Source organism: Bdellovibrio bacteriovorus, assembly GCF_002208115.1.
In the GTDB taxonomy this organism is placed as follows: Bacteria; Bdellovibrionota; Bdellovibrionia; order Bdellovibrionales; family Bdellovibrionaceae; genus Bdellovibrio; species Bdellovibrio bacteriovorus_C.
Map to the genome: position 1 here is coordinate 991,353 of NZ_CP020946.1, position 23,435 is coordinate 1,014,787.

The 23,435-nt window shown below is 52.0% G+C and carries 20 protein-coding genes; 9 read left to right on the forward strand and 11 right to left on the reverse strand.

Going from position 1 to position 23,435, the window contains the following annotated elements; all coding sequences use genetic code 11:
• Window positions 1-81: 81 nt before the first annotated feature.
• The 4 genes from B9G79_RS04865 to B9G79_RS04880 all read right to left on the reverse strand — a co-directional run bounded on the left by B9G79_RS04865 (window position 82) and on the right by B9G79_RS04880 (window position 4,304).
• Window positions 82-1,305 (reverse strand): hypothetical protein, encoded by a 1,224-nt coding sequence (locus tag B9G79_RS04865; RefSeq protein ID WP_088564534.1) that lies wholly within the window; start codon window positions 1,303-1,305, stop codon window positions 82-84.
• Window positions 1,302-1,739 carry a pentapeptide repeat-containing protein gene (locus tag B9G79_RS04870; protein WP_088564535.1) on the reverse strand — a complete coding sequence of 146 codons (438 nt, stop codon included), beginning with the start codon at window positions 1,737-1,739 and terminating at the stop codon, window positions 1,302-1,304. The genes B9G79_RS04865 and B9G79_RS04870 overlap by 4 nt, the downstream gene beginning before the upstream one ends.
• Window positions 1,740-1,742: 3 nt before the next feature.
• The gene (locus B9G79_RS04875; RefSeq protein WP_088564536.1) at window positions 1,743-3,560 is read right to left on the reverse strand and encodes a hypothetical protein; all 1,818 of its coding nucleotides are present in this window, start codon (window positions 3,558-3,560) and stop codon (window positions 1,743-1,745) included.
• A gap of 138 nt (window positions 3,561-3,698) precedes the next feature.
• A complete protein-coding gene (locus tag B9G79_RS04880; RefSeq protein ID WP_232469177.1) occupies window positions 3,699-4,304 on the reverse strand; it encodes a hypothetical protein in 606 nt (201 codons plus the stop codon).
• 141 nt (window positions 4,305-4,445) lie between these two features.
• Between B9G79_RS04880 and B9G79_RS04885 the strand changes: the two genes are divergently transcribed.
• Entirely contained in the window at window positions 4,446-5,078 is a 633-nt protein-coding gene (locus B9G79_RS04885) for a hypothetical protein (protein WP_088564538.1), read from the forward strand.
• On the opposite strand, the gene B9G79_RS04890 is transcribed toward B9G79_RS04885, so the two are convergent.
• From B9G79_RS04890 to B9G79_RS04900, 3 genes are read right to left on the reverse strand one after another with little or no spacing between them, the layout of a single operon-like run.
• Window positions 5,068-6,339, reverse strand: a complete 1,272-nt coding sequence (locus B9G79_RS04890; protein ID WP_088564539.1) for an outer membrane protein assembly factor BamB family protein — start codon at window positions 6,337-6,339, stop codon at window positions 5,068-5,070. The two genes, B9G79_RS04885 and B9G79_RS04890, sit on opposite strands and share 11 nt — an antisense overlap.
• Complete coding sequence (locus tag B9G79_RS04895; protein WP_088564540.1) at window positions 6,336-7,487, reverse strand: hypothetical protein; 1,152 nt, start codon at window positions 7,485-7,487, stop codon at window positions 6,336-6,338. The genes B9G79_RS04890 and B9G79_RS04895 overlap by 4 nt, the downstream gene beginning before the upstream one ends.
• Window positions 7,484-7,921, reverse strand: a complete 438-nt coding sequence (locus tag B9G79_RS04900) for a pentapeptide repeat-containing protein (protein WP_088564541.1) — start codon at window positions 7,919-7,921, stop codon at window positions 7,484-7,486. Before B9G79_RS04900 ends, B9G79_RS04895 begins: the two co-directional genes overlap by 4 nt.
• A gap of 176 nt (window positions 7,922-8,097) precedes the next feature.
• On the opposite strand from B9G79_RS04900, the gene B9G79_RS18475 reads away from it, so the two are divergent.
• From B9G79_RS18475 to B9G79_RS04920, 4 genes are all read left to right on the forward strand, one after another.
• Entirely contained in the window at window positions 8,098-11,433 is a 3,336-nt protein-coding gene (locus B9G79_RS18475) for an Ig-like domain-containing protein (protein ID WP_157678718.1), read from the forward strand.
• Window positions 11,434-11,616: 183 nt separating this feature from the next.
• Window positions 11,617-13,386: a DNA topoisomerase VI subunit B gene (locus B9G79_RS04910; protein WP_088564542.1), complete on the forward strand. Its 1,770-nt coding sequence runs from the start codon at window positions 11,617-11,619 to the stop codon at window positions 13,384-13,386.
• The gene (locus B9G79_RS04915; protein WP_088564543.1) at window positions 13,386-14,549 is read left to right on the forward strand and encodes a DNA topoisomerase VI; all 1,164 of its coding nucleotides are present in this window, start codon (window positions 13,386-13,388) and stop codon (window positions 14,547-14,549) included. Before B9G79_RS04910 ends, B9G79_RS04915 begins: the two co-directional genes overlap by 1 nt.
• 283 nt (window positions 14,550-14,832) lie before the next feature.
• Window positions 14,833-15,231 (forward strand): hypothetical protein, encoded by a 399-nt coding sequence (locus B9G79_RS04920; protein ID WP_088564544.1) that lies wholly within the window; start codon window positions 14,833-14,835, stop codon window positions 15,229-15,231.
• Between the two features lie 17 nt (window positions 15,232-15,248).
• Here B9G79_RS04920 and B9G79_RS04925 read toward each other — a convergent pair whose 3' ends face one another.
• Window positions 15,249-15,890 (reverse strand): methyltransferase, encoded by a 642-nt coding sequence (locus B9G79_RS04925; RefSeq protein ID WP_088564545.1) that lies wholly within the window; start codon window positions 15,888-15,890, stop codon window positions 15,249-15,251.
• Window positions 15,891-16,046: 156 nt separating this feature from the next.
• Between B9G79_RS04925 and B9G79_RS04930 the strand changes: the two genes are divergently transcribed.
• Window positions 16,047-16,715 carry an energy transducer TonB gene (locus B9G79_RS04930; protein WP_088566778.1) on the forward strand — a complete coding sequence of 223 codons (669 nt, stop codon included), beginning with the start codon at window positions 16,047-16,049 and terminating at the stop codon, window positions 16,713-16,715.
• Between the two features lie 79 nt (window positions 16,716-16,794).
• Here B9G79_RS04930 and B9G79_RS04935 read toward each other — a convergent pair whose 3' ends face one another.
• Window positions 16,795-18,372: an ArnT family glycosyltransferase gene (locus tag B9G79_RS04935; protein ID WP_088564546.1), complete on the reverse strand. Its 1,578-nt coding sequence runs from the start codon at window positions 18,370-18,372 to the stop codon at window positions 16,795-16,797.
• An 87-nt stretch (window positions 18,373-18,459) separates the two neighbouring features.
• Between B9G79_RS04935 and B9G79_RS04940 the strand changes: the two genes are divergently transcribed.
• Together B9G79_RS04940 and aspA are read left to right on the forward strand one after the other, a co-directional pair.
• Window positions 18,460-19,500, forward strand: coding sequence for an MBL fold metallo-hydrolase (locus B9G79_RS04940; RefSeq protein WP_088566779.1), 1,041 nt, complete (start codon window positions 18,460-18,462; stop codon window positions 19,498-19,500).
• A 14-nt stretch (window positions 19,501-19,514) separates the two neighbouring features.
• Window positions 19,515-20,933, forward strand: coding sequence for an aspartate ammonia-lyase (aspA, locus tag B9G79_RS04945; protein WP_088564547.1), 1,419 nt, complete (start codon window positions 19,515-19,517; stop codon window positions 20,931-20,933).
• Here aspA and B9G79_RS04950 read toward each other — a convergent pair.
• Window positions 20,930-21,964 carry an FUSC family protein gene (locus B9G79_RS04950; RefSeq protein ID WP_088564548.1) on the reverse strand — a complete coding sequence of 345 codons (1,035 nt, stop codon included), beginning with the start codon at window positions 21,962-21,964 and terminating at the stop codon, window positions 20,930-20,932. The two genes, aspA and B9G79_RS04950, sit on opposite strands and share 4 nt — an antisense overlap.
• 31 nt (window positions 21,965-21,995) lie before the next feature.
• On the opposite strand from B9G79_RS04950, the gene B9G79_RS04955 reads away from it, so the two are divergent.
• Complete coding sequence (locus B9G79_RS04955; protein WP_157678720.1) at window positions 21,996-22,628, forward strand: DsbA family oxidoreductase; 633 nt, start codon at window positions 21,996-21,998, stop codon at window positions 22,626-22,628.
• Here the strand turns inward: B9G79_RS04955 and B9G79_RS04960 are convergent.
• The gene (locus B9G79_RS04960) at window positions 22,552-23,415 is read right to left on the reverse strand and encodes a substrate-binding periplasmic protein (protein ID WP_088564550.1); all 864 of its coding nucleotides are present in this window, start codon (window positions 23,413-23,415) and stop codon (window positions 22,552-22,554) included. The two genes, B9G79_RS04955 and B9G79_RS04960, sit on opposite strands and share 77 nt — an antisense overlap.
• Between the last annotated feature and the right edge of the window lie 20 nt (window positions 23,416-23,435).

The following is a 23,435-nucleotide window of genomic DNA, read 5'->3' on the forward strand; positions in this document are numbered from 1 at the left end:
ACCCGTGACGTTCCCATGAGCTACTTATCGGAATTTTAACCAGAAATTGAAGAGGTGTTCCCATTTTGAAACAATGAGATCTCACTTTGACCCGTTTATCTGAAAGTCCTTTTGAAACTTCGCAATCCACGAGTTGGGAAAGAAACTTGAATAAGTCAGGGGTTTTTTGCAGACGTTGGTGGCGGCAACCAGAGGTTGCCACTGGCTTTCGCCCTGATAGCGCACGGGCACCGTCAGATCTGCCTGCAGAATCGACGAATCTTTGGCGCTCCACTGGCAGAGGTGCTCTGCCAACCGCATGTAAACCAGGGGATCACAGGCAGTGCGGGTCATCAGCCAGGGAGGTGTCAGCGGCACGGTTTCTTTGCTTTGATCTTTTTTCCACAAGGTCACATGAGGTTCGCACTGCACACGCCCGTCGTACATGATCAGCGCATACATGCGCCCTTCGCCCGTCAATGCGGCATCGCCGGGCAGATAGTATTGCGGCAACTGCAAGGCCAGGAAGATCACCGTCAGAATCACAGCGCTTCGCAGGGCAAAGACTTTTTGGAATGTGGCTTTGATGCTCCAGTCGGAAACCAGGGGCCGTGTGATCAACAGTGTTCCCAGCAGCAATAACATCACGGATGGATAAAAGAATCGGGTCAGGTGCCAGGAATAAAGGTGAAAAATCACCAACTGCGAAAACACGAAGTAAAACCATCGATTGTTTTTGGCAAACAATAGAAAAATCAATCCCAGTTCCAGAACCAGCACATACCAGACACCCAGTTCAGTGAACAAGGCCGGGAGCAGTCGTTCGTTGATGGCCGAGCCACTCAGCCACTGGCTGTTCAGCTTTAATAATCCGGCCGTAAAATACAAAACGAAGAATGCCATCGGCAGGGACCGGGCGCGATCCGGGATCAGCAGGAATGCGAATGTTATCAGTGTGGGAATGTAGTGATAGTTCCCGGTCAGACGATAATCCAGAAGAATGAACCCCAGTTTGAACAGCAGCAAAGCCCAAAGCAGTCCGACGGCCCATTGGGGCTTCTTTTTCAGGGCCCACAGAGCCGATGAAATCACGGCCAGCACAGCATAAGTGCCCAGCAGCATCTGCAAAAGCTCGGGACCGGGTTTGAAAGCGTCACATTGTGAAAACAACGGCCAGCAAACCGAGGGCGTTGACGGAGAAAGAATCAACAGCAGGGGTCTTTCGCTCAGCCAGAAAAAAACAGTCAGCAGGTGTTCAAGACTTAAAATAACCCCAACAATCCACAAGGCAGGCTGTTTTTGCAGCTCGGACTTTAGGGTCTTCATCGCTCTTCTCGCATTCCCAAAGACCGGGCAGTCTCGGATGAAAAGGGCAGACGGGTGCCGGAGTCAAACAGGGCTCCTTGCAACTGGCTTCCGTAAAGCAGCGCCTCCGAAAGGTTGGTGCCTTTCAGATTCGCGTTTCGTAAATCTGCAAAGCTCAGATTTGATTTTGAAAGGTTTTTTCCTGAAAGATTCTGATCTCGCAAAACTGCAAAGGGCGCAAACAGATTTTCCTGCAGGATAATGTCAGCCGCGGGAAACTGAGGCACGGTGCCGGGGGCCAGCACTGGCAAAGCGGGATTGAAAGTCTGCTCGACAGAGGGAAAATTCAGCGTGCGAACTTTCGGAGCCGGAAACAGTTCGTGGCCATGGGGAAGAAGGTATCCTCCCAGAATGACCACGCAGATGATGAGATAATAGGAAGTCAGTGATTTCACAGTTTAGAAACCGTCGCCGTCACCGTCACAGCCGTTGGGAACCAGAACTGTACCGATGGAAACGTTGCCGCCGTTCAAACATTGTGTCACTGCGGCTGTTCCGCAGTTGACCGCCAAAGTGATTCGTCCGTGCGGCGTGCCCCCGCAGGCAGCACCGGCAGCAACAGCCACGTTACTGACAGCAGTGATGCGCCCTTGAGCATCGACGTAGAACGTCGGAATAACCGTGGAGCTTCCGTACCAACCGGCACCGACACCGGTATTGGTCAGTCCCAGTGAAACCGCACCGGAAGAACCACCACCGGTCAGACCGGTACTGGCCCCAACACTGGTGATCGTACCGCCCGAGTTGTTATCCGCCTGCGGTGTCCATTGAGACCCATTCCATTTCAAAACCTGACCAGCTCCCGGTCCGACGTTGGCAACGGACCGGCCTTGCAGGGCGGTGACCACGGTTGAGCTTTGCCCGCCGGTGACATCACCATTTAAAGACCCATAAAAACCTGCCGCATTGCCAGGGATGTTGCCGGTCACTTTGCTGCCGGAAACAGAATTGATTTTTGCATCGGTCACGTTGCCGTCGGCAATTTTAGCCGTCGTGATGGCATTGTTGGCAAGATCGGCAGTGACAATGGTCCCGTCATCAATCTTGGCACTGGTTATCGCAGAGTCTGCGACATCGGAAGTTACAATTGTGCCGTCAGCGATCTTCGCGCTGGTTATTGCGGAATCAGCCATGTCGGCGGTGACAATACTGCCATCCAGAATTTTGGCAGAGGTGATGGCGGAATCCACGATCTTGGAAGTACTGATGGCGCCGTTGGCAATTTTATTAAACGTGATTGCACCATCGGCGATTTTGGCGTTGGTGACGGACATGTTCATCAGCTTGTCAGAAGTAATGGCCTCATCGGCAATTTTATCCGTGGTCACTGCGTTGCTACTGATCTGTGCCGCAGTCACCGCATTGGGTGCCAAATCCGCTGTGCCAATGGAACCGTCTTCGATATTTGAAGACCCCACGGCGGTGTTTCCGGTGACAATCGGCTGCCACTGTCCGCCCACGGATACTTGCACCGTCTGGGTGTTTTCATCATAGCGCATAAGACCGTCACGCGCCGGAGGTGCGGCCGATCCGTCAGAGTTAGGAATGCCGATGGAACCCACGCTGGGCGCACTGGCCGAAGGATTCAGCAATGACAGCAAGCCATCAAAGTTGGCAGGCAGGAACAGAGTGTCTGCTTTTTCCTGCGTTACGTTCGCAGATTTTTGAATAAAGTCCGAGGCCTTTTTACCATTCAGGGCCACGGCGTTTTCAGACTCCAGCGCAAACGGGACTGAGCGCATCTGGAAGTCCGGGGACAGAGTGATGGTGTCTGATCCCACCGTGAAGGTCACGCGCACTTTGCGCGCATCTCCCGGCTGTGGAACATAGGCGGTATATCCCGCCGCACAGGACGTCAGCCCGTTGATAGCGGCAGAATTTTTCAAAACCTGATGGATGGCCAGCAGAGGGCCTGTGTTCACGACCGTGGCGCCATTTTCACCGCTTCCCAGAGTGAAGTTGATGATCCCTTTGCTGTTGGTCATGTTGACGGTGCGGTTTTCTTCAAACAGCACGCATGTCTCCGGCCCTGGAGAAAGAACCTTGATATTAAAAGAGACATGGGAATCTTCCAGCGGCATGCCGTTGGGTTGAATGATACGACCCTGAACCGTCAGTCCTTGGGGCACTTCAGTCAGAGATACGCTGGCATTGGCAGAGACACTTAAACTGCACAGAGCTGAGGCCGTGAATTTAATGAGTGTTGAAAAATCCATACCTTATGTCCTTCCGAAACGTTCAATACAAGGTCGAATAGTCGCTCAATACCTTATTTATCGGGTTATTTTGCCAAATCCATTAATCGGGGGATAAATAATTACCAATTTATACAGATCTTGTTTCAGTGTGAGACACTAAGGGCGCGAAGACTTTGCGATGTTGTTTTTGCACGAAGGGGACAGTTCAGACATGCGTTTTTTCAAACAAACGAAATAGCTTGCCTCCCCCGCGCAGAATTTTTGGATGTCATTGCCACAGTCCTGATGAAAACGGTCGCGCACCGCAGACAGCTGGTTGAAGCATGCCCGGGAAAGTTGATCTTTCTTGCTGCGCAAACAGGCCAGTGGGTGCTCTGCCAAAAAACGATTCTTCGTGCAGTGTTCTTTGTATTCGTCATGACAAGCCGGAGTTTCTTTCATCAGGCTGTTGATGACGTTGTCTGCGGAAAGTGGTTTTTGTTCCACCGGACCACGCTGGAATTCTTTTGGAATGGTTGCGGCCTCGAAGCTCATTCCTGCTTCCGGCACGGGGGCGGGTTTCGGTTTTTGAGGATTCAAAGCCGGATTCGGTGGAAGCTGCGCTGGCGCCGCAGCGTTTGCAGGAAGTTGTGCTGGCATGACTTGTTGTTGTGCTGGCGGGGCGACGTGAGCAACGGATTCTGTTTTGGTTTGAGTCATACGCAAGGTGATGATCACCGATAAAACGGAGATCCCCACTGTCCCGAGAATTAATAGTATCACGTTCCGAATGCTCATAGACCTTTGATATTTCGGAAGATTCGAAAGTTTTCTTGAATTGGGGCTGGATTCTAAACCTGATGTAATCTACAGAAAGTCCTGAAACCTGCCGATATAATGGACAGATCAATCGGGGGCATTGGAATGTTTCGGAACCTTGCGATAAATCTTTTACCGCTATTGCTGCTGCTGACAGGCTGTTCAATCGAAGCCAGTCTGCAGGATTTGGCAGGTCTGCGCGGTCCCAAACTTCCGCCTGGAATTGATATTACCAACAAACAACCCATCGCCGGTGTGGTCACGGATCCTGCGATCAGTGATTTTGCGAAATCAGAAATTCTGGTCGGTCCCGCAGGAAAAGCCGATGGCGTCACGGAACTTCAGTTTGCGATTCAATTGATGAATTCAGATAACACGGTTGTTGCCGGCTATGTTCCTCAGTTCACAGTTATCAAAGGACTGGGCACGGTCCCGGTGGTCTGTACGCCCAGTGATGACTTTGGTTTCTCTGTTTGCAGCATCCGGTCCTCTGAGCCCGGTATCAAAACTTTGCAGGTCACCAATCTGGGAAGCTTCCAGGGGCAAAAAGATCTTTTGTTCGATGCCGTTGTGAAAGAGACCACCCGTATTGTCAGCTCCGGTGGCGAGGTGACCGTGGCCACACATCCCAGTGGCTGGCAGATGACGGGTGCGGTGGGTTCCCAGTTTGGCAGTGCGATGGCTGAAAAGAATGGTTATAAACTTCGCCTCGGTGCCGGGGGCGCCGCTATTGAGTAAAGACCAGCAGGCCATCCGGCCCCGTCGTCGCCACGAACAGTTGATTTTTGAAATAAACTGGCGAAGCTGAAAAATCCCCGGTTAAAGTCAGTGACTGAAGCTCTTTGGAACTCTTCAAATCATAAACGCACACTTTTCTGTTTTCACACACCATCACGGCCACTTCCTGATGAGCATAGGAAATAATCAGCGGGCTTGCTTGTGCACGTGACGCCCGACCGGCAATTCCTTTTTCCCACAGGATTTTTCCATGGGATGTTTCCAGGACAAAATTTTTCATGAAACCGGTGATGGCCAGGATGGTGCCGTCGGCATTGATGGAGGGGCAGCTCATACTGCCGCCTTTGTCCAGTTCGGTCTTCCAAATCAAGGCTCCGGAATCAGCTTTGACTGCATAAATAAACCCGTCCCAGGAACTGAAGTAGGCACGATCCCCGTGAATCAAAGCGGCGCACTTGATATCGCTGCCAGTGGCAAAGCTCCACTTGGCTTTCCCGTTTTTCAGTTCGTACCCTTGCATGGCGCCGGTGTTGGAGCCCATCAGAATCAGCCCCTGCGGCAGTCCCAGGGTGGGGGATGAGTGAGGATGATTGCCGATCAACGGTGAGGTCCAAAGCCATTTTCCCTCGCGGGCTGAAATCGCCAGCAGGTAACCGTCGGGCTTGGCCAGCTCAATACCGACGTACAGGATACCGTCCTTCATGAATGGAGAAGACCCAATGGTGACTCCGGTCTTGGTGATCCAGCGGATGGCTCCGGTATCCTTGTTCAGGCTGTAAAGATAGCCGGAATAATCCCCGACATAAACACTGTCTTCATCGGTCAGAGGAGTCGAATGAATGCCGCGGGAGCTGACTCCGGTATAGAACTGCCAGCGCAACGAGCCGGTCCAGTCATAGGCTCGTAAAAAACCCGTGTCATCAGCGACATAAAACCCTTTTTCATCGGCTGCCGGAGAACTTTTGCTGGCGCGGTGAATGCCGTTGTTTAATTGTGGCACCTGCCATTTCAATTGAAAGGCCTTGAAATGATCCCCCGATGAAATCGCCAGACCGGATCGGGTGGCGTTGCCGCGGTAAGTGGACTGGGGCTGGCGGGTTTCCCGCAGGCTTAAATCATAGGTCAGCGTTGCTCCGTGAACGGGGGAATGAAGCTCCTGAAAGCTCAGGTCTTTTTCCAGCAAGGGCAGGGTGCTAACTTCTGCGCGAATGAGCAAAGCCACGATAGCGATGCAGTACAGACCGAACAAGGTGTATTTCATAGCACCTCCGCCCACATCAGCTCTGCGCGGGATTTTTTGCAGACATCGCGCAGAATCAGACGGGTTTGCATCTGAAGCTGCGTGGTGCGACGGGACTGCATCCAAAAATCAAAATTTTCGCCAGAGTTTTGGCACAGGGACTCGATCTGGGAAAGAAACACCAGAGGATCGCATTGGGTGCGGGTGGAAGGGGCTTTCACGAAGGGATTGTAAACTTCGCTGGCCCGCTCCTGATGACGAATCAACAAGGTGTCGCATTCCATGCGGGCATCCAGCATATTTAACGACATCAGTCTGGGGGCCCCCGATGCGGCGCTGTCTTTCACCAGGATGACAGGCAGAATCTGAAGCAGCGCCAGTGTCACGGTGAAGATCACAGCGGACTTTTTATTCTGCAGATTTTCATCCCATAGCGCCTGCCACGATTCTTTGTACCAAGGAATCAGTACAAAAATTCCCAGAAGCAGCAGCATTGTCATGGGATAGAAGTACCCCACAATGTGCCAGGAAAAGGCATGGAACAAAACAAACTGGGCCAGAGTCACATGGCGAATCCATGCACGTCGGCTGAAAAGCCCCACCACCAGAATGCATTCCAGAATGACGGCATAAATCAGACTTGCATGTTGCAGGGGGGGTGGCAGAAAGCTTGGGTGGATCAACGACACACCAGAAAGCCATTCAGGATCCAGCTTCAGAATCCCGGCGCCCCAGTAAAAGACTCCGACAAAGAAGGGAATGACAGTGGTTTTGTGGGGCAGGAACAGAAACGCCACCTGCACAAAAAAGCTCATGTAGTGATAGTTGCCCATCAGTCCATAGGAAAGGCTTGTGAAATAAATCTTCATTCCCAGCAATGCCAGCAGCAGGAGATAAGCGGGTTTGATCTTTTTAAGCAAAAAAAGAACGGCCGTGATCAAGCCCAGTCCGGCATATACTTGCAGATATGTCGAAGCTGTTGCCGTGCTGATAAAGCGAAGACTTTCACAAGAGGGCAAAAGCGGCCAGCACAGCGAAGCGGATTTTTCGGCGCTTCGGACCACCAGATCCAGCGATCGGTCCATCCAGAAATAGGCCGACAGCACATGGGTTAAGGCCAGCAAGACCCCATAAATCTGCAAAGCGCGGGACTTTAGCAGCTCTTTCATGGTTGCTCCTGCACGGGCAGATTCCATTTTTTTAGCATGGCCGGATGAACGGTTTTTGCCGTTGCTGCATCGACCGAGCAGTTTTCAAACCGGACCCCGACAAAGTCTGCACGACTGAGGTCAGAATTCAAAAAGCGTGTGTTGGCAAAAGCCCCCCCCAGAAAACGGGCCCCGTCCAGGCGGACTTTTCTGAAAGTGGAGTTCGTGAAGCGGCAAAGGTCGCACTTGAATCCGCTTAAGTTTGAATTGGAAAATTCGATGTCAGCAAATTCAGAACGGTTGCTTTGAGTGCCCACCAGGCGTGTGTTTTCAAAGCGCGTGTTGGTCAGATTGATTTGCATCCATGTGTTTTGTGCCAAAGAACTGTCTTTGAAGGTCGCATTGATGACCTGAGCGTAGGCCAGGGCACTTTCGTTGAATTCAAGATTAACCATTTTTTGACCGCTCCAGGGAGAAGCGCTGAGCGAAGTGGCATGGGCGCCACTGGTCCAGAGAAGAGCAATGAAAAGATATTCCGAATAAAACCGATTTCTCATTGTGAGATAAATGATGGCACCTTTTTAATATCAAAACAATCCAGTTTTACCAGAATATTCCGATAATATAGAGGATGAGTACTGTACGTCTTGGATTGACCATCATCATGCTTCTGTCGCTTTCGGCGTGTATGAACGCCGACTTGGCTATTCTTACAAGCAAAATCACTCAGACTCAAAACTTGAACGGCGCCTATAAGTCCACGTCTCTTGTGCCGATTCGCTGGTCGACGGCGGATGCGGATATTCCGCCAGACTATTTGAAGTTGGAAGCATCGGCGGATGGCGGTAACACCTGGATGGTGATTCAGGACCGCATGTCCAACACGGGCGCTTATGACTGGGATATTTCCCACCTGGCTGATGGCAGCACCCATCACTTGCGATTGATCGCCGTGGTTCGTGATGCCCGGGAAACATTGCCGTTGGGTTCTTTTCTGATTGATGATCAACCTCCGGTGCCGGGGGCTGATCAGACGGTGTCGGTGACCGAGGACGTGACGGCTCCTTTTGTACTGAACACACCCAGTGACAACGACCAATATAAAATTCAGATTGTGACGGCTCCCGCGCGCGGTTCGCTTTCCGGTTGCGGTGGCAGCAGTGTTTTGAACTGCACTTACACTCCATCCTTAGATAATGATATCGATGACAGTTTTACCTATAAAGTCGTGGACCGCGCCGGAAATGAAACGGCTGTGGTCACGGTGACGTTGGATCTGCAGCCGGTGAATGATGTGCCGGTGATCACGACTTTGGCGTGTGCGGGCAGCATCGGTGAAAACTATGCTTATGCCTGCGGTATTAATGCCACAGATGTGGACCTGCCTTCGCCGCTGACGTTGACCTATCATCTGGATGCCGCCACCACTTGTGGACCTTGGTTAAGTATTGATGCCAACACCGGCGCCGTGACCGGAACTCCGTCTGCTGCGGAAGTCGGGACGACCTGCCATGTGGCGGTGTATGCGGAAGATGACGTGGGCGGGCAGTCCGCGATCTTTGCGTGGGAACTTGCAGTGACCAACTCACCGCCAATCGTAAATGTGACGGGCGGACCCTACATTATTTCTGAAGATGCCGCTTTGGCTGAAGTGATATCCGGTGCGAATGTTTCTTCGATTGAGGAAGCGGGCAGCACCTATTCATTGGTGACTCCGACCGTGGCGGGAGATCGCTGTGAAGATCACGCGATGGCGCCGACGGCGGCGAATTACAGTATTGATTCCGTCACGGGAGCATTTTCTTTCCAGCCGGCACCGGACTATCAGGGAGTCTGTCAGATACGTATTGCCCTGACCGACGCCTTCCCTTCGACAGGGTATGCGGATGTGGCGATCACCGTGAATAACGTTCAGGATGCGCCGGTGATTGCCGCAGGTCTTGCGCCCTGTGCTGCAAACATCGATGAAGATGACCAATATAATTGTATCGTTGCGATCACGGATCCCGATCCGGAAACGGTGACAGTGACCCGGGATGTTTCAGACACCTGTCCATGGCTGACCGCCACCCCTTCGGGCAATGGCCGGGTGGTCACGATCTCGGGGACGCCGGATGATGATGACGTCGGAACCTGCCGTTTGGCCATTCACGCTGAAGATCCTCAAAATGCCACGGATGTGCAGTTTATCGACATCACCATTGCCAATGCTGAACCGACGCTGACAATTGGAACCCCGACCGTGCTGACCGAAGACGATCCGTCTTTCTCGGGTCTGGTGGATGTGCTGAGTGCTGCCGCCGTAAGTTCCTTGGATGAGGGCTTGGGCACTTATTCTCTGGATTATACCGGCCTGACGGGCACAGCCTGCAATGACACGTCCGTGGTGGTCACGCCGGCTTCGGACTTTGTTATCAGTGCTGCCACGGGGGCGGTCAGCATCAAGCCCCGCGCAGATTATTTCGGGACTTGTTATGCAAAGATCCGGTTTGATGATGGTAATGGTGCTGGCAACTCGGTCGTCGAGCAGGAGATCGCCATCGTTGTTCAAGCGGTGAATGATGCGCCGGTAATTACATCTATTCCCACCACACATGAAATTCTGCTGACGCCGGGTTCAGCGACACTTTCAAGCTTCACGTTGACGGTGGATGTGGGACCAGCGAATGAAAACTTGCAGAATCTTGAATTGATCTGCACCAATTCAAACACTTCGCGCCTGACCGTGGACTGCACGCAAACGCGCGCGGGTGACGGCGACCTGACGGTGAATCTGTCCGCCAGCGCAGGAGTTGATGCTTCGGCAACGGTGACGGTGAAGGTGCGTGACAGTGGCGGCGGTACCAATGAATCTGCGGTGGCAAGTGTCGCTGTTTCCATGACAGATGCGGTGGTGCTGGCTCCGATTGCGGCAGACACTTTGAATTACAACATTTATGACCAGGCTGTGGCTCAATACAGCGGGGCGGTGGCGGCTTCGGCGCGCACATTTGTGGTGCGTGTGAATCCGATGGTAAAGGTTTCCAGCAATGATCCGGCACTGCCGGCGATGCGCACGGGATCTTTGGCGGCCACGGCGCGGGTTCGTCTGATCAATGATGGTTTGATCATTGGTGCCGCCGGTGCGGGAGGGCTTGCACCCGCAGCGACCGCGGGGTCCCTGCGCATGGGTCAGCACGGAGGAACTGCGTTTAAAGTGGAAGCGCAATACGCCAACGTCACGATTTTGAACAACGGAATGATCTATGGTGGTGGCGGTGGCGGCGGTCGCGGTGGTACTGACAACAGTGATGTTGGGGCGGGCGGCGCCGGGGGCGCAGGTGAAGGACCTGCATCCGCAGCCGTCAGTGGAACCGCCGGAGCCTCCAGTGGTGGTACCGGGGGATCTCCAGCCACTGCCGTTGCGGGCGGAGCATCTCCAGCGGGTGATTATACTCCCTCTAATGGAGTTGCGCGCACTCATGGAAGTGCCGGGCAGGGTGGCAGCACGTGTTTGATTGGTTCTGCTTTGGGGAATAATCCGGGTGAGGCCTTCTTTGGGCGCGGCGGATTCGGTGCCGGCTTTGGCGGTGGTGCCGGAGCCTGTGATATCACCTTTGGTGGCGGCGGCGGCGGCGGTCACTTTGGAGGTGGCGGTGGATCTGGTGGTCTGGCCGACCTGAATGATGCTGGAAATCTGAATACGGATGCGAATGGTTACAACGGTGGTAACGGGGGTGCTGCAATTGAAGTCCCTAATGCTGTCAGTGTGCCCGCCGATATTGCGATTTCAATTGTGCCTGGTGGTGGCAGTCAGATTGCCGGTTGTGTATGGAATGATATTTCAGGTGTTTACCTTTCAAATGTGGCGAGTGACACGGATATTAACAACCGTGTGTTGACCTACTCGTCCACGGCCAGCCAGAACGTCAACAGTCCTTCCGGGCTGAAAATCTGGTCCAATGGGCGCGGAAAAGCCTATCGATAGCTATGAAAAAGGGGGGTTTTTAGACCCTTCCAGACCCCCTTTTTAAAGCCTACCAGTTCCTCGCATTTAAAATTACGCCAAGCATCACTAAGCCTTAAGTCTTGCTTTGACCCCCTGCGTTCGGCTTAACCTATGAAAGTCATTCATTAAAATTCGTTAACATCGTGTAAGGACCAAGCGACTGTGAGCAAAATTACCAAAAGTAGCACAGCTGAATATTTTGCTAAGAACCTCCAGCAGGTGGGTTTCTCATCTCCTTTGAAGGCCGTTTTGACGACCTTGAAAGAAGCCGTGGACAACTCATTGGATGCCTGCGAATCGGCTGGTATCTTGCCGGATCTGCTGGTTGAGATCTCCAAGGTGGGAGCAGGTTCCACCAAAAATACTGATTTAATTCGCATCGTTGTTGAAGATAACGGCCCTGGTATCGAAGGTGAAGACCTTGCCAAGGTTTACGGTGAATATCTTGCCTCTTCCAAATTTGGTCGTGGTCAGTGCTCCCGTGGTCAGCAAGGTATCGGTATCTCTGCGGCGACCACCTGGGCGCAGATGACCAATGCCCGTGGTGTGAGTGTTATTTCCAAAACCAAAAAAATGCGCAAAGCGATCTCCGCACAAGTGGATGTCGACATCAAATCCAACACCGGTGTTCTGAAAAACAAAGAAACTCTGGATTGGGATCGTGAGCATGGAACCCGCGTTGAATTTGTTCTGGATGGACGTATTCAACTGAACGGTGACGGTGGTCTTTTGACTTACATCGAGGGCACCATTCTGGTGAATCCTCACATGACCATCACCTACAAGCTGACGGACGGCGACTTCGTGACCGTAACCCGCGTAAGCACCGATGTGCCGAAAGTTCCGGAAGCATCTTTGCCGCATCCTCACACCTTCAAGCTGGGTGAGTTCATCACGCACTCCACTTTGTTCGGTAAAACGACTTTGTCCAAGTTTTTGAAAACGGGTTTCTCCCGTATTTCGGACCAGTCCATTTCTGATTTCGTGAAAAAAGGTCTGCCAAAAGGTCTTCTTGAGAAACCTTTGACCGCGTTGAGTGAGGAAGACTTCAAGAAGGTCTTCCAGGCTGTGCAAAACACAGATCTGATGGCTCCAAGCACGAAGTCTGTTCTGACTGTGGGGGAAGAGGCGCTGTCCAAATCCATCACTCGTCTGGGTGAAATTGACTTCTTCGCCGTTGTGACCCGCAAGCCGACCATCTGTGACTTCAAGCCGGTTGTGGTGGAAGTGGCGCTGGCGCGTTTCAAAACCCGCAATCAGGAGGCTGATTCTCCGGTGACTTTGCTTCGTTTCGCCAACCGCGTTCCGCTGCAATTTGATAAATCCGGTTGTGCGATCACGTGGGCGATCGAGTCCGTGAACTGGAAATCCTATGGTTTGGGTCAGCCTAAAGACTCTTTGCCATTGGGTCCGTACATCTTCGCGGTTTCCATCGTGTCTCCGTTCATCAAGTTTAAAAATGCCTCCAAGGAAACTATTGATGCTTCCGAGGAGCTGGTTGCGGAAATCCGTCTGGCTTTGATCCAAGCCGGTCAAAAGCTGTCCCGTCACATCAAAAAAGAAGTGAAGGAAGCGGATCTTGAAAGAAAACTGGCGCACATTGAGCAGTTCGGTCCGATCCTGGTTGAAGGTTTGGCAAGAATCATCAAGGCACCAGAGTCCCGCAAGAAGAAAGCCGAAGAAGGTTTGAAGAAACTTCTGGGCCGTGATTCCGAAGACGCGATGGCGGATTTGGAAGCAGCGGAATCCAAACTTCTTGAGCAGAAAAAACGCGACAAGAAAAAAGGCATCGCTCACGGTGACGAAGAGGAATTTGATGTGATTTCCTCAAGTGATCTGGTGGAAGAGGCTTCCGAGGAACCGCAAGGGACCAAGAAAACCACCACCAAAAAGACTGTAACCACTAAGAAAACCACTGGGAAAAAAGCGTAATGGCAAAACTACTCAGCATTCGCGATTTGAAAATTGATATTCCTAAAGAAGCCCGCATTCTTGCGGACAAGATGCTGAAAGACCTGGAGTCCTCCAAGCGTCCGGTTCTTGAGGCGGTGAAAACTTCTTTGGACAACTCTTTGTACAACGCCAAAGTGGGCTACCTGACTCCGGGGGACAAGGTTGTTCGTACTGAGTTGAACGTTTCTTCCGTGCAGAAACTGGCGCGTGTGGTGTTCCTTTTGGAAATGCTTTTGCGCAATCTTGAAACCGGCACCGTGAATACGAAGCGTGAGCTTTATTACATGTGTAAAGGTGAGATCAAAGGCAATCCGCGTTTGAAACCACTGGATTTCGAAGATCAGCCTGAATCCGACTCTATCATCGACTTCATCGGCGATATGCTGGAAGTGTACCGTGAAGAACTGAACGTTTTCGCCAATGACCGTGGTGGGCAGACTTATTCCCAGCAACTGGTTGTGACTGAGACTTTGGCAGACGGGGACAAGGCCGTGATCGACCTTTCCACTTTGGGAACGTCTCCATTCCAGCCAAAGAACAAACCTCAGGCGCTGAAGCTGAAGGCAAAAAAGAAAATCGATTTCTGTCTGATCGTGGAATCCGAAGGTACGGCGAATACGCTGGTAACCATGGGCTTCACCAAACGTAACAACTGTATCGTGATGGGTGCTCAAGGGGTTCCATCCAACGGTGTGCGTGGCTGGGCAAAACTGATCCAGGAAGAATTGGATGTTCCAATGTACTTCTTCGGGGATCTCGATGCGTACACCATGCAGAATATCTATCGTACTTTGAAAGCCGGTTCCGCCGCGTCTTTGATCCGTAATGCTGACTTCTCCGCACCGAACGTGAAGTTCCTGGGCGTGTTGCCGGAAGACGTGAAAAAATACGATCTGCCTCACTACAAAGTGAAAGAATCCGATCCGGCAGAAGCGCGCGCTTTGAAAAAAGCCAAAGATGCGCTGGAAAACGATCCGTTCTTCCTGGATAAAAAGAACAAAAATCTGGCGGACATCCTGCGCTGGTTGATCAAAGAAAAGATTCGTTGCGAGCAGCAGTCCTTCTTCTCTGTCGACCCGAAAGATCCAATCAAGACAGAAAAGCTGATTCTTGAGAAAATCAAACGCGGATCTTACGTTTAAGATTTTCGCTTAAAGAAAAAATCACTCAAGCCCCTGTCCTCACGGATGCGGGCTTTTTTTTCGGGCGGCGCCCGGCAGACCTGGAGCGCCGGCAGGCGCGCAAGCTGGAGCAGTTCAGCACTGCCGGCTTTCGCCGGAACACTATAATCTCTTCAAAACTTCCAGCTATTTCCACCATTTAGGCGTTTAGAAAGATGAAACTTCGGTAGGGTTTGGTAAAAGCCCTTTCGAACTGCGGTGAATTTTGTTAAAAAACCCTCGAATTTTAAACCCGGGAGTTTTTATGAAATCCGTTTTCGTCGCTCTGGCTATGTTTGTTTCTTTGTCCGCTCAAGCCGATGTATCTCCGGCGGTGGTTGCGAAGTGCTCTGGCAGTCTTTATGACAACACAGCTTTGTCCTTTGTGATTCAGGATACAGCCGTTGTGAATTTGAAGCAGGGTGTGCTTTCGACTTTCGATGGTGATTTTGCTGTGAATATGATCTGCAAAAAAGCGGATCGCTCTGAACAAAACACTCCGGACCGTTCTTTGGCTTATACTTGCGTTGAAAATCGCGCGGGTGACGGCAAGTATCTGATCAATCTGGAATACGGTATCAGCGGTCGTCTGGTGGGTCAGATCCAGCATGAACAGATCTTCCCATTGAAACCACAAACCATCGGTTCCATTTTCTGCCGCTAGTCGGCTGTCAGCCTCTTTTAGCTGATTAAAACCAAAGGTGTGCCGCGAATGTCGGCCACCTTTTTTATTTCACGGTGTCCGTTGAGCAGACGACGGGCTTCTTCCAAAGGATTCCAGCCGTGATCCTGTAAATCGCGCAGTAAAATATAAGCGCGACCCTGTGGTTTCAGTGCCGCATCGATTCCACGAATCAAATTTGTAAAATCAGAATCAATAAAGAAACGACAGCGGTTTTTAAACTCTGAGGGCGAAAGCTTTCCCTGATTGATGCGGAAGTAAGGCGGGTTGCTCAGAATCAGATCATAGCGGCCGCTGAATTCAGCGGTCCGCAGCGATTCGTAATTCTGATTTACGAAATTCACTGAAGGCGGGTTGTCGCCAAAGGCGGCCCGATTTTTTTCAAAGTGCTCGCGATAAACATCCTGCACTTCCATGAAATCAAATCCGGAAGGATAGGCGCGGTTTTCTGATTTGCAGTGATACAGAAAATCAAGGCCCACGATCCCGCAGCCGGAACACAGATCCAGGGCGGTCATGGTGCCCAGATCCTCGTTCAAAAGCTCAAACACCTGACGCGCCAAAAACACCGAATCATGGGAAAAACGGTATTCCTCGGGTTGGGAGTAGTTAAAGGTGAAATGCGGGTTCAGGGAGCTCATCAGGGCCTAGGTTTTAGATTTCCCTCTGCCAAATGTCCATTTTTTCATTTCGCTTTCATTAGCAAAGGCTCAGATCTAAATTAATTACATTTGGGCTCAATTTGGGGGGCCTGTATTGAGTTTTCCGGGCCAAGAATCTATAAATTGGCCAAGACCATGTCCAATAAACAATTCTCATTATCTTTGAATATCAGCCGTTCCGTGACCCTGTCGGTGCTTTTGCATGGCGGGCTGTTCGCGCTGGCGGTGGGTATGGCGGCTCCGGAAGTGCTTCCGCTGCCCGTGGGCGTGGAGCTTCAGTACGGCGATGGCGGCACGGTTCAGGCTCCAAAGCACGAACAACAAGTCAAGGCCGCGAAGATGAAAGCCCCGGTGGTGGCCGACAACTCCGAAGGCCCGGCCATCAAGTCTGAGAAAGTAACGGAAGCGGCTCCGCAACCTGTTGCTAACGGGAAGGCGGCGGGTTCCTTGGCGGGGACTTCTGACAAAGGGGGCCTGGAAGGCCGTGAAGGGGTTGTCAACGGAAGTGAAGTGTCGCCGGAGCAGCGTTACCTTTACGAGATCAAAAAGCTGCTGGAGCGCCGTAAGCGCTATCCAATGCTCGCCAAAAAAATGGGTCAGACCGGAAAAGTCACCATGCGCTTTACACTGGCGCAGGATGGTTCCTTGCTGACCAGTGAGATCGTGGAAAAGACTCCGTATGATTCTTTAAATCAGGCGGCCCTGGATCTGGTCAAAGGCATCCATGGTTTGAAGCCTTTCCCGCAGGAAATCCAAAGAGGCTCCTGGTCGATCACAGTTCCTATCGAGTACGTGTTGAACTAAATCGGTGAAAATACCTCATTCGACTGCGTTGTCGGCGAGCTTTGCGCCTGAGGTATTTTGACCGATTTTAAAGGCAGGGCTATTTCGTGATGCCCTGGAAGTTGCGGCAGAAGTACACGTTGAAGGTTCTTGCGTGGATGCCGTGACGGAATGTTTTCAAGGTCTCTTTGTCGCAACCATCCCAAGCGGCCCACTCCATCGGATCGGCCGGATATTTTTCCGTGCTGACGAAGATCGCGTTTTGTCCCTTCAGATTGTTCATTTCTTCCGGGGACTGCATCACGGTGTAATGACTGACCGTAGAACTTAGCATGTACACTTTCTGTTTTGTGCCCCAGGTGGTCTGCGCCGTGTTTTCATAGCGGTGAGCCGCGATGAACGGTTTGCTGCCGCTTTCTGCGTGGATTTCACGCTGACGACGATTCACATAGCGCCCCAGGTCTTCCCAGCCGGTGAATTCGTTACTGAAGTCATAGGTGGTCTGCCACTCGCCATTGGGGTTGAACAGTTTGTACGCTTTAGGAATCCACGGATAAGCAAACGGTGTGTAGCTGATCAAAGCCAGCAGCACAAAGAAGGCGCCAATACCCCAGGTGAAGACTTTGCTTCGCGCCTGAACAACTTGACGACGACCCCATACCAAACCCTGAGACCAGATCGCCCCCGCACCCATCAACAGCAGGGTGTAGGCCGCACCACTCCAGTGGGGCTTGTATTCCGCCCAAAGCGGCTGTGGATAGAAGATCGCAATCGAAGGCAGGGTCAGGCACAGCAGGAATCTCCAGCGCGCCTCGTGGCGTTTAATGAATGAAGTGACAAACGCCAGCGCGATCATCACGTACAGGAACGGAGTGGCAAACAGCAACTGAGCTCCGAAGAACACCAGCCAGCGGCCGATATCAAATTTGGCGCCCGTGTGACGATCATGGAACTGATATTTGAAACCCGGCCACTCATGCAGGTGATTCCACAGGAAGATCGGTGTCGCCAGAACAGTCGCAATCAGCAACCCCACCCACGGCCACGGCGTTAAAAGGTCCTTGCGGCGGGAAGGTGTCGCCAGCAGATACAGGCCAAAACCCGGCGCCAAAAGGGCGATGATGAATTTTGAATTCAGACCCAGGCCCATCAGGATGCCCAGCCAGATCCAGGTTTTTTTCACGCTCCAGGCTTTGCCGTCTTCACGCACGCCCTGCCAGAATACGTAGGATGCCGCCACCCAGCAGAACATGAAGGGAGGTTCCGGAGATGCCACATAGCCGCCAAAGCCCCAGAACGGGGACCACAGCAAAACAACGCCGACAAAAATAGCCGCCCAGTCGTCAAACAAATCGCGAGTCAGTTTGTAAAGCAGAATGACCGTGCCCACAAAGCACAGGAAGCCCGGCAGACGCACCCCCAGATAGGTGTCACCAAAAGCACTGGTGGTGATGGCTTCAAGCCACGCAATCATGGCCGGGTGGTCAAAATAGGAAAGCTGGGGCCATTTGGCCCAGGACCAGTGGTAAGCCTCGTCATCAATCAGGCCGATATTCAGCGAGAAAAAAGCTCGGAAAAACAGTGTCAAAATGAACAGGATGGTGACTTTTTTCGAGAGGTTTTGGCGCTTCCAGAATTCACGAATCACAGGGGTGTCCTTGCTGGGGTGTTCGGTCATTTTGTCAAAGCTCTGTCGTAATATCTTGGGGCGTCGGTGGCAACCAAATTCTTGCCTGTAAAGGCGCTGGGTGAGACTCTGCGGGGCATGAAATTGACCTTGATCGCTGTGGCCGGGTTGTTTGTGTTTTTGGGGTGCCAAAGTTTCCGTTATCATGACCCCCAGAAACCACATCGCGGGGAAACCCAGTTTTACAACAACTATGACAATTCCCCGAAAGCCAGCTTTTGGAAGTGGCAGTGGGAGCGTTTGACGGGACCGCATAAAGACGAAGCGCCGTTTCGTCCGCCTGTGCTGAAAACAGACACAGAATATTTGCGCCAGAATAAAAGTGAAACCACACTGACCTGGATCGGGCACAGCTCTTTCCTGCTGCAGTTGCACGGAAAAAATGTTGTCACTGATCCGGTCTTCTCGGAACGCGTGTCTCCGGTCAGTTTCATGGGGCCGAAACGCCTGGTGGCTTTGCCTTTTGAGCAAAAAGAACTGCCGCCGGTGGATGTGGTTCTGGTTTCCCACGCCCACTATGATCATCTTGATTTAAAAACCCTGCGTGAACTGAACAAACATAATCAGGGAAAGACTCTGTTCCTGGTTCCGTTGGGAAATGCGGACCTTTTGAAATCCGAAGGAATTGAAAACGTCAAAGAACTCGACTGGTGGGAACAATTCAGCCTGGATGGACTGACGATCACTTTCACGCCCGCTCAGCACTGGACCCAGCGCAGTCTTTGGGATCGTAATCAGACTTTATGGGGTGGCTGGCACGTGCAGTCAGAAAAATTCAAATTCTTCTATGCCGGCGACACCGGTTATTCGAAGGATTTTTCAGACGTGCACAGTCGTTTTGGAGACGTGGATCTGGCGCTGATTCCAATCGGTGCTTATGAACCACGCTGGTTCATGGGAAAGCAGCATGTGGATCCGGATGGAGCAGTTAAAATTCACAAGGATCTTCATTCCCGCCTGAGCATTGGGGTACACTGGGGCACTTTCCGCCTCAGTGATGAACCCATGGCTGAGCCGCCTCAGGAATTGGCGGCGGCAAGGGATCGTGCCGGAATCCCCGAGAGTGGTTTTCGCGTGATGATGCACGGTGAAGTTTTGAAATTGGACAATAGAAAATAGATTTGGAGTTTGTGATGGAAAAGTTCCGCGTAGAAAAAGATTTGCTGGGTGAAAAGAAAGTCCCTGCGGAAGCTTATTACGGTATTCACACCGTGCGTGCGATGGAAAACTTCCAGATTTCCGGCATCCCGGTAGGGGGCAATCAAAGTTTTGTGCGTGGTCTGGCGCTGGTGAAAAAAGCCTGCGCACTGGCCAATGGCGAGTTGGGCACCATCCCGGCGGATGTTTCCAAGTCCCTGGTGGAAGCCTGTGACATTGTTTTACAGGATCCGAAAAAATGGGGTCAGCAGTTTCCGTCTGACGTGTATCAGGGCGGCGCCGGGACTTCCATCAATATGAACGCCAATGAAGTGATTGCCAATATCGCGCTGGAAAAACGCGGTTTGCAAAAAGGCACCTATTCTGTGATCAATCCCAACGATCATGTGAATAAATGCCAGTCCACCAATGATGCGTATCCGACGGCTTTCCGAGTGGCGCTGTACGAACATCTGAATGGAACTTTGGCGGCACTGGATTCACTGGCTTTGGCCTTTGAGAAAAAAGGCAAAGAATTCCAGAGCGTTCTAAAAATGGGTCGCACGCAGTTGCAGGACGCGGTTCCGATGTCCCTGGGACAGGAGTTCAACGCCTTTGCCACTTTGCTGAAAGAAGACGGCCGTCTGACCCGCACAGTTCAGAAATTCATGCTGGAGGTGAATCTGGGGGCGACGGCGATCGGCACCGGCATTAATACACCTCCGGGATATGCTGCTTTGGCGGTGCAAAAGCTGGCTGAAGTTACCGGTCATCCTTTCGTACAGTCAGAAGATTACATCGAAGCTACCAGCGACTGTGGTGCTTACATCATCATTTCCGGTGCCCTGAAGCGCACGGCTGTGAAGCTTTCCAAAATCTGCAATGACTTGCGTTTGCTCAGTTCCGGTCCGCGTGCGGGTTTAAAGGAGATCAATCTGCCGGAAATGCAGGCCGGTTCTTCGATTATGCCTGCGAAAGTCAATCCGGTGATTCCGGAAGTTGTGAATCAGGTCAGCTTCAAAATCATCGGCAATGATCTGGCGATCACGCTGGCTGCTGAAGCTGGTCAATTGCAGTTGAATGTCATGGAGCCCGTCATTGCCTCCAGCTTGTTTGAGTCTTTGGATCTTTTGAAAAATGCCTGTGAAACCCTGGAGCACAAATGTGTGAAGGGCATCACCGCAAATCCCGAGCGTTGCCGTGATTATGTGATGAACAGCATTGGTATTGTGACATATCTGGACCCGATCATTGGTCACGACGAAGGGGACCGCATTGGTAAGATCTGTGCAGAGACCGGTCGCAATGTCGCGGAAGTCGCTCTTGAGCGGGGAGTGGTGACTCAGGCGCAGTTGGATGAGTTGTTCTCAATGGAAAATCTGCTGAACCCGAAGTACGTCGGGAAGAAGCACTAACTGCGGCGCCGGAAAAGCACCTGGGGGTTCACCACCAGGATGCCGACCAGGGCCAGAATGCAGCCGATGCCCGTGGCTGTCAGGCGAATCATCGGGGTGTGCAAATCACCCCGTTCCAGATTGGGCATATCCAGAATAAGCAATAACATCACAGCCATGACCGCCGACCCCAGCCAGTAGCTGCGGATGATGGACCATGGCCCCCAGAAGCTCACCAGAGCCAAAATCAAAATAGCCAGCCACAACGGCGGCTCGGCATAAATAATCACATCAGCGACGATCACACCCACTAATGTTCCCAGGAATCGCTGAATGCTGCGATAGACGCTTTGTTTGATCTCCGGACGCATAATAATCAGCACGGTGCCCACCGCCCAGTAGCCGTGATCCACCTTCAGTACATCCACGGCAATCAGACTCAGCAGAATCGCCATCGCATATCCGGTGGCATACAAATGCCGGGACTTTTCCGTGGTCATGGATTCTTTCAAGGTGGTGCGAAGCCGCGCAAAGGGATTGGGCTGGTGCCGGCGCAAAAACACCAAAATGCCCAGAGAAACAAAGACGCACAGATAACCCAGGAAAGCATAGCTCACGATCGGGACGAAATATTTTTGCAGATCCCCGGCGTAAGCCCCGGCCAGCACCTGAAAGATTGAAAACAGCAAAGCGCGCTCAAGTTCCGCACCCTTGCCTCCGCCCATGAGCCCCAGCCAGTAAACCAGGCCCAGCAGTGTGGGAATGAAAAGAGCGTTGTGTTTGTGGGTCAGGATGCCCAAAGAAAGCCCGGCCGCCATCATCAGGAATGTCAGAGTGATCGTCCACAGGCGATGTCCCAAGGTCCCCAAATGATCATTCAAAGGCAGCAGAAAGCCCATCAAAGAGCCGAAGATCGCCACCGGCAGTTGCCCCATGATTGAGCCAATCACCAAAGGAAAGGCCGTCGCAAAAGCGCAGACGAACATGCGAGGCCACGGAGATGGCATCGGCTGGATTCGCAGAACTTCATCGATGTGATGGCGCAGACTCATGAAAATCAGTATACTACTGCGGAGGTGCCTTATGAAAAAGAAAATCAAACTTGAACTGGTGGTCGATATTGTTTGTCCGTGGTGTTATGTCGGAAAAACAACACTGTTTAAGGCCATGGAATCTGTCAAAGATGAGTATGACTTTGATGTGAGCGTTCTTCCGTTTCAATTGGATCCGGGCACTCCGGCAGAAGGCGTTCCCCGAGCTGTGTATCTGGCTGCCAAGTTTGGAAATAGCGAACGTTTTCAAATGGCAGAGCAACGGGTGATTCAAGCGGCCGCCGCCGCGGGCGCTGAACTTCATTTTGATAAAATGCAGGTGCAGATCAATACGATGGACTGCCATCGTCTGATCTGGTGGGCGGGCACTCGACAAAATCAGGTCGCGGTCACCAATGAGATTTATAAGGCCTACTATGCAGAGGCTTTGGATCTGTCCCAGCGCGAAGTTTTAGCCAGCGTGATGGCACGAGTGGGCTATGACAAGAATGAGGTTCTGACATTCCTGCAAAGCGAGCAGGGCTTCAACGAAGTGGCCGCGCTGATTGACGAGGCTTATGCACTGGGAATCAGCGGGGTGCCGTTTGTTATTTTAAATCGGGAGGCTGGAATTTCAGGAGCTCAGCCACTCGAGGTGTTTTTGCAGGCTTTTCAACAAGTTTAAGCAGGGGATGAGCCGGAGGCAGCGACAGTTGAACTTCTGGCGGTGCCTTCAGATTCAGGAACCATTTTTTGTAAAGGTGTTCATACTGCCCGGAACGTTTGATTTCTTCAAAGGCGGTCTTCCATTTGCTTATGGTCAGCGGGGCTGTTCCCCGGGAAAAAGCAAAGTACAAAGAACTGTGAGCCAGCGACAGCACTTTGACGAAGGGGTTGGATTTGTATCCGGCACGACGGAACAGTTCGGCAACGACCAGTTCATCATCGCAGATGGCTTCCACGCGTCCCGACATCAGCATCTTTGCGGCGTTGACGGATGAATTCACGGGAACAATGTTGGCGAAACCCTCTTGCTCCAGAATGTTATGGAAGGCGGTGCCGCGATGGACGGCGATGCGCAGTTCTTTTTTCAAAGACTGCAGGGTCACTTTGCCAAGATCCTGGGTGCCGCGCACATAAATGGCGATTTCGCCATTGGCGATGGGGCCGATCAGGGTGAACAGCTTTTCACGCTCAGGATTGCGGACCACTGTGAACAACAAAACATCAGGCTGGGTCACGGCCAAGTGATAAGCCCGCGGCCATGGCAGAACCTCAATACTTTGACTTAACGAAGCTGACTTTTGAATCATGCGCGCCAGATCCACAGCCATTCCTTCCGCAGATCCTGAATTTTCATAGGTAATAGGAGGCCAGTGCTCGGTCACAATTCTCAAGGGGAACTGTGAAGCCCAGCAGGGCTGCGCCAGTGGCAGCAGTAAAAAAATAATCAAAAAAAACAGCTGCGACATGTGTTAATCTTATCACAGAT